Source organism: Serratia sp. A07, from assembly GCF_058725505.1.
Window position 1 is genome coordinate 160,762 of sequence record NZ_JBZXDO010000002.1, and the last position, 16,373, is coordinate 177,134.

The 16,373-nt window shown below is 63.9% G+C and carries 18 protein-coding genes; 13 read left to right on the top strand and 5 right to left on the bottom strand.

What is annotated here, in order from left to right; genetic code table 11:
- Positions 1–11 precede the first annotated feature (11 nt).
- On the top strand, positions 12–881 hold the full coding sequence (locus tag AC4PR2_RS02710) for a LysR substrate-binding domain-containing protein (protein WP_060440433.1): 870 nt from the start codon (positions 12–14) through the stop codon (positions 879–881).
- On the opposite strand, the gene sseA is transcribed toward AC4PR2_RS02710, so the two are convergent.
- A complete protein-coding gene (gene sseA / locus AC4PR2_RS02715) occupies positions 878–1,723 on the bottom strand; it encodes a 3-mercaptopyruvate sulfurtransferase (RefSeq protein ID WP_089185679.1) in 846 nt (281 codons plus the stop codon). The two genes, AC4PR2_RS02710 and sseA, sit on opposite strands and share 4 nt — an antisense overlap.
- A 106-nt stretch (positions 1,724–1,829) precedes the next feature.
- Between sseA and AC4PR2_RS02720 the strand changes: the two genes are divergently transcribed.
- Positions 1,830–2,252 (top strand): NUDIX hydrolase, encoded by a 423-nt coding sequence (locus tag AC4PR2_RS02720; protein ID WP_060421150.1) that lies wholly within the window; start codon positions 1,830–1,832, stop codon positions 2,250–2,252.
- On the opposite strand, the gene AC4PR2_RS02725 is transcribed toward AC4PR2_RS02720, so the two are convergent.
- Entirely contained in the window at positions 2,240–3,679 is a 1,440-nt protein-coding gene (locus AC4PR2_RS02725) for an aminotransferase-like domain-containing protein (protein WP_141958450.1), read from the bottom strand. The genes AC4PR2_RS02720 and AC4PR2_RS02725 overlap by 13 nt on opposite strands.
- A gap of 180 nt (positions 3,680–3,859) precedes the next feature.
- On the opposite strand from AC4PR2_RS02725, the gene AC4PR2_RS02730 reads away from it, so the two are divergent.
- The 3 genes from AC4PR2_RS02730 to AC4PR2_RS02740 all read left to right on the top strand — a co-directional run bounded on the left by AC4PR2_RS02730 (position 3,860) and on the right by AC4PR2_RS02740 (position 6,034).
- The gene (locus AC4PR2_RS02730; protein WP_060440430.1) at positions 3,860–4,042 is read left to right on the top strand and encodes a DUF1127 domain-containing protein; all 183 of its coding nucleotides are present in this window, start codon (positions 3,860–3,862) and stop codon (positions 4,040–4,042) included.
- Between the two features lie 9 nt (positions 4,043–4,051).
- Positions 4,052–4,675 carry a glutathione S-transferase family protein gene (locus AC4PR2_RS02735; protein WP_089185681.1) on the top strand — a complete coding sequence of 208 codons (624 nt, stop codon included), beginning with the start codon at positions 4,052–4,054 and terminating at the stop codon, positions 4,673–4,675.
- A 228-nt stretch (positions 4,676–4,903) separates the two neighbouring features.
- Positions 4,904–6,034, top strand: a complete 1,131-nt coding sequence (locus AC4PR2_RS02740) for a Gfo/Idh/MocA family protein (protein WP_049200982.1) — start codon at positions 4,904–4,906, stop codon at positions 6,032–6,034.
- A gap of 102 nt (positions 6,035–6,136) precedes the next feature.
- Here the strand turns inward: AC4PR2_RS02740 and AC4PR2_RS02745 are convergent, their stop codons facing one another.
- From AC4PR2_RS02745 to AC4PR2_RS02755, 3 genes are read right to left on the bottom strand one after another with little or no spacing between them, the layout of a single operon-like run.
- Positions 6,137–8,008 carry an amidohydrolase gene (locus AC4PR2_RS02745; protein WP_033637616.1) on the bottom strand — a complete coding sequence of 624 codons (1,872 nt, stop codon included), beginning with the start codon at positions 8,006–8,008 and terminating at the stop codon, positions 6,137–6,139.
- A 21-nt stretch (positions 8,009–8,029) separates the two neighbouring features.
- The gene (locus AC4PR2_RS02750; protein ID WP_197802002.1) at positions 8,030–8,575 is read right to left on the bottom strand and encodes an antibiotic biosynthesis monooxygenase; all 546 of its coding nucleotides are present in this window, start codon (positions 8,573–8,575) and stop codon (positions 8,030–8,032) included.
- Positions 8,576–8,622: 47 nt separating this feature from the next.
- Positions 8,623–9,267: a hydrolase gene (locus tag AC4PR2_RS02755; RefSeq protein WP_004939390.1), complete on the bottom strand. Its 645-nt coding sequence runs from the start codon at positions 9,265–9,267 to the stop codon at positions 8,623–8,625.
- 140 nt (positions 9,268–9,407) lie between these two features.
- On the opposite strand from AC4PR2_RS02755, the gene AC4PR2_RS02760 reads away from it, so the two are divergent.
- The 8 genes from AC4PR2_RS02760 to AC4PR2_RS02795 all read left to right on the top strand — a co-directional run bounded on the left by AC4PR2_RS02760 (position 9,408) and on the right by AC4PR2_RS02795 (position 16,364).
- Positions 9,408–10,319 carry a LysR substrate-binding domain-containing protein gene (locus tag AC4PR2_RS02760; RefSeq protein WP_049200980.1) on the top strand — a complete coding sequence of 304 codons (912 nt, stop codon included), beginning with the start codon at positions 9,408–9,410 and terminating at the stop codon, positions 10,317–10,319.
- A gap of 44 nt (positions 10,320–10,363) precedes the next feature.
- Positions 10,364–10,732, top strand: coding sequence for a cell envelope integrity TolA C-terminal domain-containing protein (locus AC4PR2_RS02765; protein WP_060440426.1), 369 nt, complete (start codon positions 10,364–10,366; stop codon positions 10,730–10,732).
- 140 nt (positions 10,733–10,872) lie between these two features.
- The gene (locus tag AC4PR2_RS02770) at positions 10,873–11,349 is read left to right on the top strand and encodes an OsmC family protein (RefSeq protein WP_337046426.1); all 477 of its coding nucleotides are present in this window, start codon (positions 10,873–10,875) and stop codon (positions 11,347–11,349) included.
- Between the two features lie 89 nt (positions 11,350–11,438).
- Complete coding sequence (locus AC4PR2_RS02775) at positions 11,439–12,470, top strand: fatty acid desaturase (RefSeq protein ID WP_197801997.1); 1,032 nt, start codon at positions 11,439–11,441, stop codon at positions 12,468–12,470.
- A gap of 40 nt (positions 12,471–12,510) precedes the next feature.
- Positions 12,511–13,440 (top strand): glycine betaine ABC transporter substrate-binding protein OsmF, encoded by a 930-nt coding sequence (gene osmF / locus AC4PR2_RS02780; RefSeq protein WP_047728273.1) that lies wholly within the window; start codon positions 12,511–12,513, stop codon positions 13,438–13,440.
- A gap of 61 nt (positions 13,441–13,501) precedes the next feature.
- Positions 13,502–14,662, top strand: coding sequence for an ABC transporter permease (locus AC4PR2_RS02785; RefSeq protein WP_046686654.1), 1,161 nt, complete (start codon positions 13,502–13,504; stop codon positions 14,660–14,662).
- A complete protein-coding gene (locus tag AC4PR2_RS02790; protein WP_084826595.1) occupies positions 14,659–15,594 on the top strand; it encodes an ABC transporter ATP-binding protein in 936 nt (311 codons plus the stop codon). The genes AC4PR2_RS02785 and AC4PR2_RS02790 overlap by 4 nt, the downstream gene beginning before the upstream one ends.
- Positions 15,591–16,364 (top strand): ABC transporter permease, encoded by a 774-nt coding sequence (locus AC4PR2_RS02795; protein WP_048233049.1) that lies wholly within the window; start codon positions 15,591–15,593, stop codon positions 16,362–16,364. Before AC4PR2_RS02790 ends, AC4PR2_RS02795 begins: the two co-directional genes overlap by 4 nt.
- Positions 16,365–16,373: the final 9 nt, after the last annotated feature.

Below are 16,373 nucleotides of genomic sequence, written 5' to 3' on the forward strand. Positions count from 1 at the left end.
GGATGGTCAGCATGGGGCGAATAACGTTCGATCTCGAGGATTTGCGCAGCTTTGTTACCGGCGTCGAACTGGGTAGCTTTGCCAAGGCCGCTGAACGGTTAGGGCGCTCGACTTCAGCGGTCAGCGCCCACCTGAAAAAGCTGGAACAGCAGGTCGGCGCGCCGATCCTGCGCAAGGCCGGGCGCGGCATGGTGATGACCGAGGCGGGGGAAACCCTGCTCGGCTACGCGCGCCGTCTGCTGGAGCTCAATGACGAAGCCGCCGCCGCGGTGCGCGGATTGGATCTGCAGGGCACGGTGCGGCTGGGGCTGCAGGAGGATTTCGGCGAGACGTTTCTGCCGCAGGTATTGGGCAGTTTCGCGCGCGCCAATCCGAAGGTGCGCATCGAGGCGCGCATCGCCCGCAATGCCGAGCTGATCGATTGGGTGCTGAAAGGCCAGCTGGATCTGTCGCTGGCGTGGGATGGCGGCTTGAACACGCCGTTTCATCAGGCGCTGGGGCAGCGGCAGCTGCACTGGATCGCCTCGCCCGGCTTCGCGCTGGCGCCCTGGCGGGAAGGGGATGAGCCGCTTTCGCTGGTGATGTTCGACGCGCCTTGCCTGATGCGCAGCGCGGCGACGCAGGCGCTGGATCGCGCCGGCATTCCCTGGCGCATTGCCTTTACCAGCCGCAGCCTGAACGGCATTTGGGCGGCGGTGAATGCCGGGTTGGGCGTTACGGTGCGCACGGCGGCGGGTTTGCCGCCCGGCCTGGCGCCGCTGGCGCCCGAACTGCTGCCCGCTCTCGGCCAGCTCGGCGTGGTGCTGCACCGCGCCGAGGATCAGCCTTCCGCCGCCGTGCAGCGGCTGGCGCAGATCGTGGTCGAGCGGATCGGCACTTAATCTTTAGCGATAGGCTGCTTGCCGCTCAGCTGGCCCCATTCGCTCCAAGCGCCGTCATACAGCTTGACCTGCGGCGCGCCGAGCGACAGCAGGCCGAACGCCAGCACCGCCGCCGTCACGCCGGAGCCGCAGCTGGTGATGATCGGCCCGTTGATGTCCACGCCCTTGTCGCTGAAGGTTTGGCGCAGCGCTTCCAGCGATTTGAAGCGGCCGTTCTCCAGCAGCTCGCCGTACGGAATGTTGATGCTGCCGGGAATATGGCCGCGGTGCAGGCCGGGGCGCGGCTCCGGCGCTTCGGCATAAAAGCGCGGCGCGGCGCGCGCGTCGAGAATTTGCACCGGCGTGCCTAACGCCTGTTCCACTTGCCGCATATCCACCACCGCGTCGGCGTTGAACCGGGCGTTGAACGTCTGCGGCTCAGGCTGCGCCGGGCCGGTCTCCAGCGCCTGGCCCAGCGCGGTCCAGCCGTTCAGCCCTTCGTCCAGCACGTAAACATGCCGGGCGCCGAAATTGCGGAAGGTCCACCAGCCGCGCGGCGCGGAGAACTGGTTGCCCTCATCGTAAATCACCAGGGTATCGCGCTCGCTGATGCCCAGCTTGCCCACCGCCGCGCCAAACTCCGCCGCCGTCGGCAGCATGTGCGGCAGCGCGGTGTTTTTGTCCGCCACCTCGTCGATATCGAAATAGACCGCGCCAGGGATATGGCCGCGTTCGAACTCGGCAAGCATGTCTTTCTTCGGCGTCAGCCCGACCGGCGACATCCGGACGTCGATCACCACCAGATTTTCATCGTTGATATGCTGCGCAAGCCATTGGGGAGTCACCAGAAACGGAGAGTTCATCGTCATTGTTCGCCTGTTGTGAAAACGGATTTTCACTATACACCAGGCCGTGCGGGGATGAAGTATGATGTTCAGTCAAAGAGGATGGGCGGGGAGCGGAGAAAACATGACGGATCAGGCGTTTGGCGGGGCCAAGATCGCGCTGCTGTGCGACGATCGCTTGCTGGTTTACCAGCGGGACGACAAACCGGGCATTCCGTGGCCCGGCCAGTGGGATCTGCCCGGCGGCGGGCGGGAAAACGGCGAAACGCCGCTGCAGTGCGTGCAGCGGGAGACGCAGGAAGAATTCGGCGTGGCGATCGCCGAATGCCAGGTGACCTGGCGGCGGCGCTACGACGGCATCCTGCCCGGCTCCCCGCCGACCTGGTTTATGGCCGGCGACATCGCCCCGGCGCAGATCGCCGCCATTCGCTTCGGCGATGAAGGCCAGCGCTGGCAGATGATGCCGGTGGCGCAGTTTATTCACCATCCGCAGGGCATCGAACATCTGCGCCGCCGGGTGGCGGAGTTTTTGCTTCAGTCCGTCTGAGGTTGCAGCACGCCGCTCGGCATCAGCTGCTGGATGGTGGCGCCGACCCGCTGCACCGCTTGTTCGATCTCCGCCGTCAGCTTAGGTGCATAGTTGATGCGCAGGCAGTTGCGGTATTTGCCGGCGGCGGAAAAGATGCTGCCGACGGCGATCTGCACGCCCTGCGGCTCGAGATGGCGGTTCAGCCGCAGGGTGTCGAACGCCTCGTCCAGTTCGATCCACAGCATAAAGCCGCCGCGCGGCCGGCTGACGCGGGTGCCGGCCGGGAAGTGCTTCAGGATAAGGTCGGTCATGCGGTCGCGGTTCTGCTGGTAGCGGGCGCGCATACGCCGCAGGTGCTGCAGATAGTGCCCGCCGCGGATAAATTCGGCGATCGCCAGCTGCGGCTGGGTGGCGGTGGCGCCGGAGCCGATGAACTTCATGTGCAGCACCCGCTCCAGGTAGCGGCCGGGCGCGATCCAGCCCACCCGCAGCCCCGGCGCCAGCGTTTTGGAAAACGAGCTGCACAGCAGCACGCGGCCGTCTTCGTCGAACGACTTGATGGTGCGCGGCCGCGGGTAGTGATAGGCGATGTCGCCGTAGACGTCGTCCTCGATGATCGCCGCGTCGTGGCGCTGTGCCAGCGTCAGCAGCCGCTGTTTGTGGGCGTCGGGCATGATGTAGCCCAGCGGGTTATTGCAGTTGGGCGTCAGCAGGATGGCCTTGACCGGCCACTGTTCCAGCGCCATCTCCAGCGCCGCCAGGCTGACGCCGGTGAGCGGATCGGTGGGGATTTCCAGCGCCTTGATACCCAGGCCCTTCAGCGTCTGCATGGTGCCGTGGAAGCAGGGCGAGTCGACCGCCACGATATCGCCGGGTTGGCAAACGGCGCGCAGCCCGGCGGAGATCGCTTCCTGGCAGCCGGTGGTGATCAGCAACTGGTCGGGGCCGATTTGGCAGCCGGAATCCAGCAGCAGGCGGGCAACCTGCTCGCGCAGCGCGGCCACGCCCTGAATGCTGTCGTAATACAGGCTGCGCAGGTCGCCGTGGCGGGCGGCGTTGCGCAGGGCGACGATCAGCGGTTTCATCGTCGGCTCGGCGATATCCGGCATGCCGCGCCCCAACTGGATCAGGCCCTCGCGCGGCCGGCTGCGCACCAGCTCCAGCACCTGCTCCCATTGCGAAATGTCTACCGGCCGCTGCACCGGCGCCGTCATGGCGGGCAGCTCGGCCTGCGCGCGCTGCGTATGCACGAAGTAGCCCGACTTCGGCCGCGCTTCCACCAGGCGCTGTTCCTCGAGCAGTCGGTAGGCTTGCTGTACCGTACTGATGCTGACGCCGTGCTCCTGGCTCAGCGTGCGCACCGAAGGCAGGCGGTGGCCGGCCGGATACAGCCCTTGCTGAATACGTTGGCTGAGAATGGCGGCCAGGGTGGCGTAGCGTGTCATACAGAGGCCTCTTATCGGGATGAAGAATTAAAAAACCGGTACAGATGCTTTCAAAGTAAACCATTCAGCGGTTTTTTTGGCACAGCTGTATGAAAAAAATAGCGCCAGTGTGAATCTGTATTGTTTTTCTCCCGGCGAGCATGATGACTGCAACGTGAAAACATCAGGGAGAATAACAACATGGCTCTGTTTTCTGGTACGCCGCTGCGGCGCTCGGTCGGTTGGTCACGCTGGCATCTGTATCTGCTGCGGCACAGAACGAGAAAGGAGCTGTTACTGTTGAACGACAGGCAGCTGGCGGACATCGGCCTGACGCAGGTGGAAGCCCGGCGTGAAGGCTATAAACCGTTCTGGAAAGAATAAGGAAAACCGATGCTGAGAGTCTTGGGCAAGGCTTCATCGATCAACGTGCGCAAGGTGCTGTGGACCTGCCAGGAGCTGGGGCTGCCGCTGGCGCGGGAGGACTGGGGCAGCGGCTTTCGCTCCACGCAGGAGCCGGCGTTTCTGGCGCTGAACCCGAACGGCCTGGTGCCGGTGCTGATCGACGGCGAGCGGGTGCTGTGGGAGTCGAACACCATTTGCCGCTATCTGGCGGGGCGGGAAGGGCGCCGCGATCTGCTGCCGCAGGAACCCGGTGCGCGCGCGGCGGTGGAGATGTGGATGGACTGGCAGGCCACCGATCTGAACAGCGCCTGGCGCTATGTGTTCATGTCGCGGGTGCGAGGGCATGCAGATTATCAGGATGCCGCCAGCCTGGCCGCCGCCGAGCGTGAGTGGAACCGGCTGATGGGGCTGCTGGACAGGCATTTGGCGCAGCACGGCCCTTATGCCGCCGGCGCCGCCTTCACGCTGGCGGACGTGGTGCTGGGGCTGTCGCTGAATCGCTGGCTGATGACGCCGTTCGAGCGGCCGGATTATGCGGCGCTGGCGGCCTATCAGCAGCGCCTGCTGCAACGCCCCGGCTACGTGCAGCACGGCGCCAACGGTTTACCGTGATATGAAATAAACGGTTCATTTTATCTCACCCGGATACGGCAAGCCGTGTCTGGGCTTTCTGCGTTGCATCATCCCGTCAACGTTTCATGAACGGCATCACGAATATGAACTTTATTTTCCCGCGCGCTTGTTATTGAAATTTATATTCCATATAAACCCGTTATCAGACGGCGCGTTTCATTGAACGGCGCCTGGTTCTACGCAGGATTTCGATCACGGGAGAAAATGATGAAACAGGTACGCGTTGGGTTAATCGGCACCGGTTATATCGGGCGTTGTCACGCTATCGCCTATGCGCAGGCCCCCACGGTCTTTCCTCTGAAAGGGGAGCTGGTGCTGGAGATGCTGGCGGAAGTGACGCCCGAGCTGGCGGCGCAGCGCGCCGGCGAGTTCGGTTTTGCGCGTTCGACCGGCGATTGGCGGCAGCTGGTGGCCGATCCGGCGATCGACGTGGTGGACATCTGCGCGCCCAACTTCTTGCACAAAGAGATGGCGCTGGAGGCGATCCGCCACGGCAAGCACGTGTATTCGGAAAAGCCGCTGGCGCTGGACGCCGCCGACGCGGCGGAGATGGTGCAGGCCGCCCGCGCCAAAGGCGTGAAAACGCTGGTCGGTTTCAACTACATGAAGAACCCGACCAGCCAGCTGGCGCGCGAGATCATCGCCAACGGCGAAATCGGTGAGGTGGTGCATTTTTACGGCACCCACAATGAGGATTATCTGGCCGACCCGCGCACGCCGATTGACTGGCACTGCCGCCGCGCCAGCGCTGGGCTGGGTGCGTTGGGGGATCTGGCGGCGCATATCGTCAACATGGCGCACTACCTGGTGGGCGATATCGTGGCGGTCTCCGGCGATATGCAGACCGTGATCAAACAGCGCCCGGATCCGCAAGACCCGGCGCGCCTGCTGCCGGTGGAAAACGAAGATCAGGCCAGCGCGCTGCTGCGCTTCGCCGGCGGGGCGATGGGCACTCTCGAAACCTCGCGCATCGCCTGCGGGCGCAAGATGGGGCTGACCTATGTGGTCACCGGCACTAAAGGCACGCTGAGCTATACCCAGGAACGGATGGCGGAGCTGAAGCTGTATCGGCACGATGAGCCGGCGGAGCGGCAGGGGTTCAAAACGCTGTTGGTAGGGCCGAAGCACCCGGACTACGCGGCGTTCTGCATCAGCGCCGGGCACGGCATCGGCTTTAACGATCAGAAGACGGTGGAGATCCGCGATCTGGTCAACGGCATCGCCGCGGGCGATCGCATGTGGCCGGACTTTGAAGAAGGCTGGAAGGTGTCTTGCGTGCTGGATGCGATAGCCGCCTCCGCCGAGCAGCGGCGCTGGCTGGAGATCAACCGCGATTGAAAATGAAATGGCGCTCTCCCGTGGACAGCGCCATTAATTTGTTATTTTGCTAACTTAATATCTTATTAAGCTAGTTGCATAGTAAGTTGCTGACCTGGCAGCTTAGAACGAGAAGCACGAACAGCCGAACGCGCCCCAGAAGGCATTCTCGTCCGACACCGGGATGCTGGAGCGGCGCGCGATGTCATGCTGATGCGCGTGTACGCCGCACGGGCCGCAGCATTGGTGCGCCTGGCTCAGCACGCCGACTTTGGCCGCCGCCGACGGCGGCGCGGAGCGGTAGTGGCCCGGCACCTGGGTAACCGGCGACCACTCCGGCAGCACCGGCAGCGGCGGCGGTGCCAGCGGCGAGAAGCTGCCGGCGGCGTAGACCACCTTGCCGTCCACCACCGTCATCACCGACTCGATGCCTTTGATCTGCTCTTCCGGCACGCTGAAATAGTCCTGCGACAGCACCGCCACATCCGCCAGCTGGCCGACCTTGATCTGGCCTTTCTTGCCCTGTTCGGTGGAGAACCAGGCGCTGCCTTGCGTCCACAGCATCAGCGCCGTTTCGCGATCCAGCCGGGCGCTGTCGTCGTACATCGCCATGCCGCCGACGGTGCGGCCGGAAACCAGCCAGTACAGCGCCGTCCACGGGTTGTAGCTGGCGACGCGAGTGGCGTCGGTGCCCAGTCCGACCGGCAGCTCGGCCGCCAGCATTTTCGCCACCGGCGGCGTATGTTTGGTGGCTTCGATGCCGTAGCGGTCAGCGAAATACTCGCCCTGGAACGCCATGCGGTGCTGCACCGCAATGCCGCCGCCCAATGCCTTGACCCGCTCGATATTGCGCTCGGTAATGGTTTCGGCGTGGTCGAACAGCCAGTGCAGCCCGTTGAACGGAATGTCGCGGTTCACCTTCTCGAACACGTCCAGCATGCGGCTGATGGACTCGTCATAGGTGGCGTGCAGGCGGAACGGCCAGCGGTGCTCGACCAGATGACGCACCACCCGCTCCAGCTCGTCTTCGGTGCCCGGCGGCAGATCCGGGCGCGGCTGCAGGAAGTCTTCGAAGTCGGCGGCGGAGAACACCAGCATCTCGCCGGCGCCGTTGTGGCGATAGAAGTCGGTACCCTGACCCGGCTTGAGCATGTCGGTCCACAGCTCGAAGTCTTCCAGCTCCTGCTTCGGCCGCTGGGTGAACAGGTTATAGGCGATGCGGATGGTCAGCTGCTTTTTCTCGTGCAGCTCGGCGATCACCTGATAATCCTCCGGGTAGTTCTGGAAGCCGCCGCCGGCGTCGATGGCGCTGGTGAGGCCCAGACGGTTCAGCTCGCGCATAAACTGGCGGGTGGAATTAACCTGCTGTTCCAGCGGTAGCTTCGGCCCTTTCGCCAGCGTGGCGTACAGGATCATGGCGTTGGGCTTGGCGATCAGCATGCCGGTCGGGTTGCCGTTGGCGTCGCGCTGGATCTCGCCGCCCGGCGGGTTCGGCGTGTCTTTGGTGTAGCCGACCACCTTCAGCGCCGCGCGGTTGAGCAGCGCGCGATCGTAGAGGTGCAGTATGAACACCGGCGTGTCCGGCGCCGCCTGGTTGATCTCGTCCAGCGTCGGCATGCGGCGCTCGGCGAACTGGAATTCGGTCCAGCCGCCGACCACCCGTACCCACTGCGGGTTCGGCGTGCGCAGCGCCTGTTCTTTCAACATGCGCAGGGCGTCGGCCAGCGAAGGCACGCCTTCCCAGCGCAGCTCCAGGTTATAGTTCAGGCCGCCGCGGATCAGGTGCAGGTGCGAGTCGTTCAGGCCTGGAATAGCGGTATGGCCATGCAGGTCGATCACCTGGGTTTCCGGCCCGGCGTGCTGCATGACTTCGCTTTCGCTACCGACCGCCAGAAACTTGCCGTCGCGGATGGCGACCGCCTGTGCGGTGGGATTTTGGCGATCGACGGTGTGAAACTTGCCGTTGGTGATGATCAATGAAGCGTGGTGGTTCATAACATTCTCCCGGCGAACCGCCTAGCGGCGGGTCAGCCATTGATGAAAAACGCGAGTCACGATAGGCATCCACAGGTACACCACCAGGGCGACCACGGTGGCGTCATTGAGAAAATGGCCGAGCAGCGTGCCGTCCAGCTGCGGCAGCACCAACCCCCAAAACCAGGGCACCAGATTGGTGGAAGGGAAAATCACCAGCAGGGTGATGATGAACTGCTTACACTGGGGCGGCTGGCGCACGCCGGGGTTGGGCGGGGTAAACCAGAACTCCGCGCCGGGGCGGATCTCGATATGGTCGCTCTCCAGCAGCAGCGGGGTGACTTCTTCGATGTATTGCTTGCGCAGCGGCGAGTGGATCCAGCGGTACAGGTTGTCGAGGTTGTCGAAGCGGACCAACACCGTATAGGCCTGTTCGTCGCCGGAAGGGCGAATCACGTTGACGCCCAAATGGCCGGTGAAGCCCGCGGCGTCGGGCATGATGCGGTTCAGCCAGGCCTCATAGGCCTGCTCGTTCCCCGGCGCCAAACGGTGGGTGATCACCAGCGTGACATGCTGCGGATGGGCCATAAAACCGACTCCTGAAAATACCCCGGCGCAGGGCCGGGGCAAGGGGATTATTTCACCGTGCGAGCCGGTGCGTGGTGCACCATGGTGTAAGCGTAGTCGACGCCCATGCCGTACGCGCCGCTGTGTTCGCGCACCAGCGCCATCACCGCGTCGTAGGTATCTTTGCGCGCCCAGTCGCGCTGGTACTCCAGCAGCACCTGCTGCCAGGTCACCGGCACGGCGCCGGCCTGCACCATGCGGTCGATCGAACGCTCGTGCGCATCGACGGAGGTGCCGCCGGAGGTGTCGGTCACCACATACACTTCATAGCCGGCTTCCAGCGCCATCAGTGCCGGGAAGGTCAGACACACTTCGGTCCACAGCGCGGAGATCACCAGCTTTTTGCGGCCGGTAGCTTCCACGGCTTTAACGAAGGCCGCGTCTTCCCAGGAGTTCATCGAGGTGCGTTCAATCGGGGTGATTTCAGGGTGTACCGCCAGCAGTTCCGGCCAGATATAGCCGCTGAAGCTTTCGGTTTCTACCGAGGTGAAAAGGGTGGGCACGTTGAAAATCTTGCCCGCCTTCGCCAAGCCAACAACGTTGTTTTTCAGTTGCTGACGATCAATATTAGCCACGCCGAAGGCCATTTGCGGTTGATGATCGATAAAAATCAGTGCGGAGTTGTCTTTATCAAGCAGTTGAAACTTGGACATAATTTACCTTCCCAGTGATATTTCGGTTGAACATCTGATGAGTGTAACGCCGATAAAACGCATGGTAGGCAGAGGGCGATTTCAAAGATACCGCAGAATTTTTGCCGACTTGTTGAGTTTTTTTATACACGGGAGAAAGCATGAGATTAAACCTGGAAGCGCTGCTGATTTTGGACGCGCTGGACCGGCACGGATCTTTCGCCGCCGCGGCCGCCGCACTGTTTAAAACCCCTTCGGCACTTAGCTATATGGTGCAAAAGCTGGAGAACGATCTCGACATCACCCTGCTGGACCGCTCCGGCCATCGGGCGAAGTTCACCGATACCGGCAAGCTGATGCTGGAAAAAGGCCGGGTGTTGCTGCGGGCGGCGCAGGATCTGGAGCAGCAGGCGCGCTACGTGGAGAACGGCTGGGAAAGCGAGATCACGCTCGGGATCGACGCCTCATTCCCGTTCGCCCGCCTGTTGCCACTGATCGACGAGTTCTATCGGCAACATCATCATACCCGGCTGCGTTTCAGCCACGAGGTACTGGCCGGCTCCTGGGAATCGCTGGTTTATGGCTGCGCCGACATTATCATCGGCGCCATCTGCGAGCCGCCGTCGCGGGTGGGCTATGCGTTCAGCCGGCTGGGGCAGCTGGATTACGTGTTCGCCGTCGCGCCGCAGCATCCGCTGGCGACGCTGCCGGAACCGTTGCCGAAGGACGAAATCCGTCAGCACCGGGCGGTGGTGGTGCGCGATACCTCGCGGGTCAATGCGCCGCAGAGCCTGAACCTGCTCGAAGAGCAGGATACGCTGACGGTCTTCGGCTTCGACGCCAAGCTGCAGGCGCAGTTGGCCGGGTTGGGCTGCGGCTATCTGCCGCGTTCTCTGGCAGAACCTTACCTGAACAGCGGCGAACTGGTGGCGAAACGCGTGGAGTCTGAGCGCTGCAGCGACGTTGCCTATTTCGGCTGGCGGGAAAGCGCCAGCGGTCTGGCGGCCAAGTGGTGGCGCGAGCGGCTGCAGCGTTACGCGGATGACGGCGAGGCTTACCCGGCGGCGCAGTGAGGGCCGCGCGATAAGGATAAATCCCCCCAATAAGGACATAGGGAATGAAAAAGACACTAAGCCTGTTGGCGCTGTTGCTGCTGAGCGGCTGCGGAGCCGGGCGTCAGGCCGGCATCCCGTTGCCGGAGCCGCAGGCCGAGGCGCAGGCCACGGCGCCGCTCAGCTATCCGGTGCGGGTGCATAACGCGGTGAGCCGCGAGCTGCGTTTGCCGGAACGCGCGCGCGGCCAACGCTGCACCATCAGCATTCGGCTACGGCCGGACGGCAAGCTGGCGAGCAGCAAGATCGTAAGAGGCGACGCGCCCCTGTGCTCAGCGGCGAGTGCGGCGGTGCAGCACGCGCAGTTTCCGCCGATGGCCACCGCCACCGAGTACGCGCTGTTCAACGCCGTGGTGCTCGATTTCGTTCCCTGAAGGGATGTGACCGACGGGCCGCCTGCGCGGCCCGTTTTTTCTCGTTTCGCCGTTTGCGTATTCACGCTTTTCCACCAATAGTGTTTTCCGGGCACGTCTCAAGACGAGGTTGCATTGGCTGGCCAACGGGAGAAAAAGGCATGAAAGGCGAACATCATTATCAGGTGGCGGTCACCTGGCAGGGGAATTTGGGCGCAGGCACCGAGGATTACCGCGCCTACGGGCGCGATCACCTGATCGGCGCCGCGGGCAAGGCAGACATCGCCGGCTCCGCCGATCCGGCCTTCCGCGGCGACGCAACGCGCTGGAACCCGGAAGATTTGCTGGTGGCTTCGCTCAGCGCCTGTCACAAATTATGGTATCTGCATCTGTGCGCCACCTCGGGCATTTCCGTACTGGCCTATCAGGACAACGCCGCCGGGGTGATGCGTGAAGACGCGGCGCGCGGCGGCTTTTTCACCTCGGTGACGCTGCGGCCGCAGGTCACGGTGCGCGACGGCGACGATCTGCAACTGGCGCAACAGCTGCACGAGAAGGCGCATCACCTGTGCTTTATCGCCAACTCGGTGAATTTCCCGGTGGCCTGCGAACCGCAGGCCGCGTACGCAACCCGCTGAATTTTCACTTAGCTTTGCCATTTTCGTTATTTTGAACGCCGCTACGGCTCGCGGATACTGGGAGAAAATCTCTCACCGCGAGCCGCAGCATGTCCCATGCCCACTATTTGCACCCCGAACAGCGCGAACGAATCAGGCAGCTTTATCGGCGCCGCTATTGGCGAATGGAATTGCCCACCTGGGGGATCATGGCGGCGGTGTACGGCGGCTGGTTCGGCGTGGCGCTGGAATGGCAAACGCTGGGCCCGTGGCTTGGCGCGCCGCTGTTGATTCTCCTGACCACCTGGTACCTGTCGTTGCAACACGAGCTGATCCACGGCCATCCGACGCGCTGGCCGCGCGTCAATCAGCTGTTCGGCCTGTTGCCGCTGGCGGTGTGGTATCCCTATGGGCTGTATCGCGATTCGCATCTGCGCCACCACCGCAACGACCACCTGACCGATCCGCACGAAGATCCCGAAAGCTATTACTTCAGCGCCGCGCAGTGGCGGCGCTATCCCCGCCTGTTGCCGCTGCTGACCGCCGTGCGCAATACGCTGATCGGCCGGGTGCTCCTCGGCCCGGCGTTGGATATCGCCGCGACCCTGGCCGGGGCGGTGAAAGCGCTTGCCTCTGGGGAGTGGCGTACCTGGATGATGTGGGGAGTGCACCTGTCGCTGTTGGTGATATTGCTGAACTGGCTGCAGGCGCAGGGTATCGGTGCGGCGTTTTACCTGCTGGCCATCAGCTACCCGGCGCTGGCGCTGACCAAGGTAAGATCGTTTTTTGAGCATCGCGCCGTGGACGCACCGCAGGCACGTTCTATTATTAATGAGGCGGGCTGGCCGTGGCGGCTGCTGTTTCTCAATCTGAACTACCATTTAGTGCATCACGATCTGCCCGGCCTGCCCTGGTACGGTTTGCGCGAAGTCTATCTGGCGGAGCGTGAGGCGTATCAGCGGCGCAGCCAGGGATTTGTCGCGCAGGGCTACGGCGAGTGGCTGCGCGATTACGCCCTGACGCCGATCGACGTTGGCGTGCATCCGTTGCGCGCCGATGAACCGCAGGGAGAAGGCGATGCCCTGCCGACGGAAAAATTTATTGCGCGCTGGAAGCGTGTTTCTCAGGATTTTCCAACCTAACCGGCCCATGAGCCGGAAAACATATAACCAGAGGAAAAGTATGGCAATCACCTTATCACGCGGACGTTCCTTTGCCGTCGCGCTGGCCCTGCTGGCCACCGGCGGTCTGGCGCAGGCGGCCGACTCGGTGCGCGTCGGCTCCAAGATCGATACCGAAGGTTCGCTGCTCGGCAACCTCATCGTGCAGGTGCTGGAAGCCAACGGCATCAAGACCACCAACAAGCTGCAGCTCGGCACCACCAAGGTGCTGCGCGGCGCCATCACCTCCGGCGAGATCGACATCTACCCGGAATACACCGGCAACGGCGCGTTTTTCTTCTCCGATGAGAAAGATCCGGCGTGGAAGAACGCCCAGGCCGGCTTCGAGAAGGTGAAGCAGCTCGACTACGACAAAAACAAAATCGTCTGGCTGGATGCGGCGCCGGCCAACAACACCTGGACCATCGCCATTCGTCAGGACGTGGCGGAGGCCAACCATCTGAAGACGCTGTCGGATCTCGGCAAGTGGATCAACGGCGGCGGCAAGTTCAAGCTGGCGGCCTCGGCGGAATTTATCGAGCGGCCGGATGCACTGCCGGCGTTCCAGAACGCCTACGGTTTCAAACTGAATCAGGATCAGCTGCTGTCCCTGGCCGGCGGTGACACGGCGGTGACCATCAAGGCGGCGGCGGAGCAGACCTCCGGCGTCAACGCGGCGATGGCCTACGGCACCGATGGCCCGGTGGCGGCGCTGGGGCTGCAGACGCTGGCGGACCCGAAAGGCGTACAGCCGATCTACGCACCGGCGCCGATCGTGCGCGAAGCGGCGCTGAAGGCGCACGCCAATCTGCCTGAGCTGCTGAAGCCGGTATTCGCCTCGCTGGACGGGCCGACGCTGCAAAAACTCAACGCGCAGATCGCCGTGGAAGGCCAGGACGCCAAACAGGTGGCGGCCGCTTACCTGAAAGAGAAAGGGTTTGTTAAGGGATAATGCCGAGGTGCCCCCTCTGCCGTCGGGAGAGGGGGTAAACCGAGGGAGCCGGAGCGTTTCTTTGACTATCGCCGTAAAACATCGCGTCTTGTTGACGCTGTTCATGCTGTTGCTGCTGGCCGCGTTTGGCCTGCCGTTCCTCAGTTATGCCCCCAATCGCCTGTTGTCGGGCAAAAGCCTCTCCTTGTTCTCCCTGCTGCACGGCCCGGCGCTGTGGCTGCTGTTGCCGCTGGCGGCGTTGGCGATCCTCAGCCTTTTGCCGCCGACGCGGGGGCGGGCGCTGCTGGCGGCGCTGGCCGCCTGCGGGGTGCTGACGCTGGCCTTCTGGATCAGCGGGCAGGCTGCTGAACGTTTGGCGCAAGAGGGATCGCGCCTGGCGCGCACCTCCTGGGGCAGCGGATGCTGGCTGACGATGGCGCTGAGCCTGCTGATCGCCGCCGACGCCATGGCGCGCCTCACCGCGTCGCACCTGTGGCGCATGCTCGGCAACGCGCTGGTGCTGGTGCCGCCGGCGCTGCTGCTGTTCGGGCATCAGCTCGATCAGCTGTCGCTGCTGAAGGAGTACCACAATCGCCAGGAGGTGTTTGACGCCGCGCTGCTGCAGCACCTGACGATTCTGCTGGCGACGATGGCGCCGGCGCTGGCGATCGGCGTGCCGCTCGGGGTGCTGTGTTTTCGCTCCGAACGCTGGCAGCGGCCGATTTTCTCCGCGCTGAACATTATCCAGACCGTGCCGTCCATCGCGCTGTTCGGCCTGCTGATTGCGCCATTGGCGGGGCTGGCGACGGCGGTGCCCTGGCTGGCGGAGCACGGCGTCAGCGGCATCGGCATGGCACCGGCGATCGTGGCGCTGGTGCTGTACGCGCTGTTGCCGCTGGTGCGCAGCGTGGTGGCGGGGCTGCAAAGCGTGCCGGCCGGGGTGATCGAATCCGCCACCGGCATGGGTCTGACGCGCGGGCAGATCTTCCTGCGCGTGCAGCTGCCGTTGGCGCTGCCGCTGTTTCTGACCGGCGTGCGCATCCTGGCGGTGCAAACCGTCGGTATGGCGGTGGTGGCGGCGCTGATCGGCGCCGGCGGCTTTGGCGCCATCGTGTTCCAGGGGCTGCTCAGCAGTGCGCTGGATCTGGTTCTGCTGGGGGTGATCCCGGTGGTCATGATGGCGGTCATCGTCGATTCGCTGTTTAAATTTTGGGTTTCAATCCTGGACGTATCGCGCCGATGATTCACTTTGAGCAAGTCAGCAAAATTTTTCAGGGCAAGCCGGCGGTGGACGATCTCACGCTGCACATCGCCGAGGGCGAATTCACCGTGCTGATCGGCACCTCGGGTTCCGGCAAGTCCACGACGTTAAAAATGATCAATCGCCTGATCGAACACGATCGGGGCAAGATTCTCTTTGCCGGCGAAGAGATCCAGTCGTTCAACCCGCAGGATCTGCGGCGGCGCATGGGCTATGCGATCCAGTCGATCGGCCTGTTCCCGCACTGGACGGTGGAGGAGAACATCGCCACCGTGCCGCAGCTGCTGAAATGGCCGCGCGCGCGCATTCGCGATCGGGTGACCGAACTGCTGGAGCTGTTGCATCTGGAGCCGGATCTGTTTCGTCGCCGCTACCCGCATCAGCTGTCCGGCGGGCAGCAGCAGCGGGTGGGGGTAGCGCGCGCGCTGGCCGCCGATCCCGAGGTGTTGCTGATGGACGAACCGTTCGGCGCGCTGGATCCGGTCACCCGTGCGGCGCTGCAGGCGGAGATCGCGCGCATCCATCAGCTCTCCGGCCGCACCATCGTGCTGGTGACGCACGACATCGATGAAGCGCTGGGCTTGGCGGATCGCCTGGTGCTGCTCGATCAGGGGCGGGTGGTGCAACAGGGCACGCCGCTGGCGCTGCTGACCGCGCCGGCCAACGACTTCGTGCGGGATTTCTTCGGGCGCAGCGATCGCGGCATCAAGCTGCTGTCGCTGGGAACGGTGGCGGAGCGGGTGCGGCCCGGCGCCGCCGAGGGCGAACCGATCGCCGCCGCCATGAGCCTGCGCGAGGCGCTGTCGGTGTTTGTGGCGCGCGGCAGCGACTGCCTGCCGGTGGTGGATGAACGGGGCGAAGCGTTGGGGGTGTTGCACTTTAACGATCTGATCGCCGGGCAGGCGCTGTCATGAGCGGGCGCGTCTGGCGCCTGTTGCGCGATCCGCTGCCCTGGACGCTGGCGCTGCTGTTGGCGCTGGTGTTCGGCATGGATCATCTGCGCGGCCTGTTCGCCGCCTGGTTCCCCGATCTGGAGCGGCCCATTTATCAGCAGGACAGCTTTATCGCGCTGGTGGGGGCGCACCTGTCGCTGGTGGCGATCTCCAGCCTGATCGCGGTGGCTCTCGGCGTGGCGGCCGGCGTGGCCGTCACCCGGCGCAGCGGTCGGGAGTTTCGTTCGCTGGTGGAAACGGTGGTGGCGGTGGGGCAGACCTTCCCGCCGGTGGCGGTGCTGGCGGTAGCGGTGCCGGTGATGGGCTTCAGCGAACAGCCGGCGATCATTGCGCTGGTGCTGTACGGCCTGCTGCCGATCCTGCAGGGCACGCTGGCGGGCATCGAATCGGTGCCGCCCGCCACGCGCGAGATTGCCCGCGGCGTGGGGATGAGCGCCTGGCAAATTCTGTGGCGGGTCGAACTGCCGCTGGCGGCGCCGGTGATCGTCGCCGGGATCCGCACGTCGGTGATCATCAACATCGGCACGGCGGCCATCGCTTCCACCGTCGGCACCAAAACCCTCGGCTCGCCGATCATCATCGGTCTGAGCGGGTTTAACACCGCCTATGTGATCCAGGGCGCGGCGGTGGTGGCGTTGTTGGCTATTATCACCGATATGCTGTTCGAACGTTGGGTGCGTTATCTCACCGCCTGGCGTCAGCAGACGCTGGCGACCACTCCGGCGGGATAAGGGGGAAAT

What these genes read in the sequence shown, in the direction of transcription:
- AC4PR2_RS02710 (WP_060440433.1), top strand. Translation starts at nt 12, where the DNA reads ATGGGGCGAATAACGTTCGATCTCGAGGATTTGCGCAGCTTTGTTACC.
- sseA (WP_089185679.1), bottom strand. Translation starts at nt 1,723, where the DNA reads ATGAACTCTCCGTTTCTGGTGACTCCCCAATGGCTTGCGCAGCATATC.
- AC4PR2_RS02720 (WP_060421150.1), top strand. Translation starts at nt 1,830, where the DNA reads ATGACGGATCAGGCGTTTGGCGGGGCCAAGATCGCGCTGCTGTGCGAC.
- AC4PR2_RS02725 (WP_141958450.1), bottom strand. Translation starts at nt 3,679, where the DNA reads ATGACACGCTACGCCACCCTGGCCGCCATTCTCAGCCAACGTATTCAG.
- AC4PR2_RS02730 (WP_060440430.1), top strand. Translation starts at nt 3,860, where the DNA reads ATGGCTCTGTTTTCTGGTACGCCGCTGCGGCGCTCGGTCGGTTGGTCA.
- AC4PR2_RS02735 (WP_089185681.1), top strand. Translation starts at nt 4,052, where the DNA reads ATGCTGAGAGTCTTGGGCAAGGCTTCATCGATCAACGTGCGCAAGGTG.
- AC4PR2_RS02740 (WP_049200982.1), top strand. Translation starts at nt 4,904, where the DNA reads ATGAAACAGGTACGCGTTGGGTTAATCGGCACCGGTTATATCGGGCGT.
- AC4PR2_RS02745 (WP_033637616.1), bottom strand. Translation starts at nt 8,008, where the DNA reads ATGAACCACCACGCTTCATTGATCATCACCAACGGCAAGTTTCACACC.
- AC4PR2_RS02750 (WP_197802002.1), bottom strand. Translation starts at nt 8,575, where the DNA reads ATGGCCCATCCGCAGCATGTCACGCTGGTGATCACCCACCGTTTGGCG.
- AC4PR2_RS02755 (WP_004939390.1), bottom strand. Translation starts at nt 9,267, where the DNA reads ATGTCCAAGTTTCAACTGCTTGATAAAGACAACTCCGCACTGATTTTT.
- AC4PR2_RS02760 (WP_049200980.1), top strand. Translation starts at nt 9,408, where the DNA reads ATGAGATTAAACCTGGAAGCGCTGCTGATTTTGGACGCGCTGGACCGG.
- AC4PR2_RS02765 (WP_060440426.1), top strand. Translation starts at nt 10,364, where the DNA reads ATGAAAAAGACACTAAGCCTGTTGGCGCTGTTGCTGCTGAGCGGCTGC.
- AC4PR2_RS02770 (WP_337046426.1), top strand. Translation starts at nt 10,873, where the DNA reads ATGAAAGGCGAACATCATTATCAGGTGGCGGTCACCTGGCAGGGGAAT.
- AC4PR2_RS02775 (WP_197801997.1), top strand. Translation starts at nt 11,439, where the DNA reads ATGTCCCATGCCCACTATTTGCACCCCGAACAGCGCGAACGAATCAGG.
- osmF (WP_047728273.1), top strand. Translation starts at nt 12,511, where the DNA reads ATGGCAATCACCTTATCACGCGGACGTTCCTTTGCCGTCGCGCTGGCC.
- AC4PR2_RS02790 (WP_084826595.1), top strand. Translation starts at nt 14,659, where the DNA reads ATGATTCACTTTGAGCAAGTCAGCAAAATTTTTCAGGGCAAGCCGGCG.
- AC4PR2_RS02795 (WP_048233049.1), top strand. Translation starts at nt 15,591, where the DNA reads ATGAGCGGGCGCGTCTGGCGCCTGTTGCGCGATCCGCTGCCCTGGACG.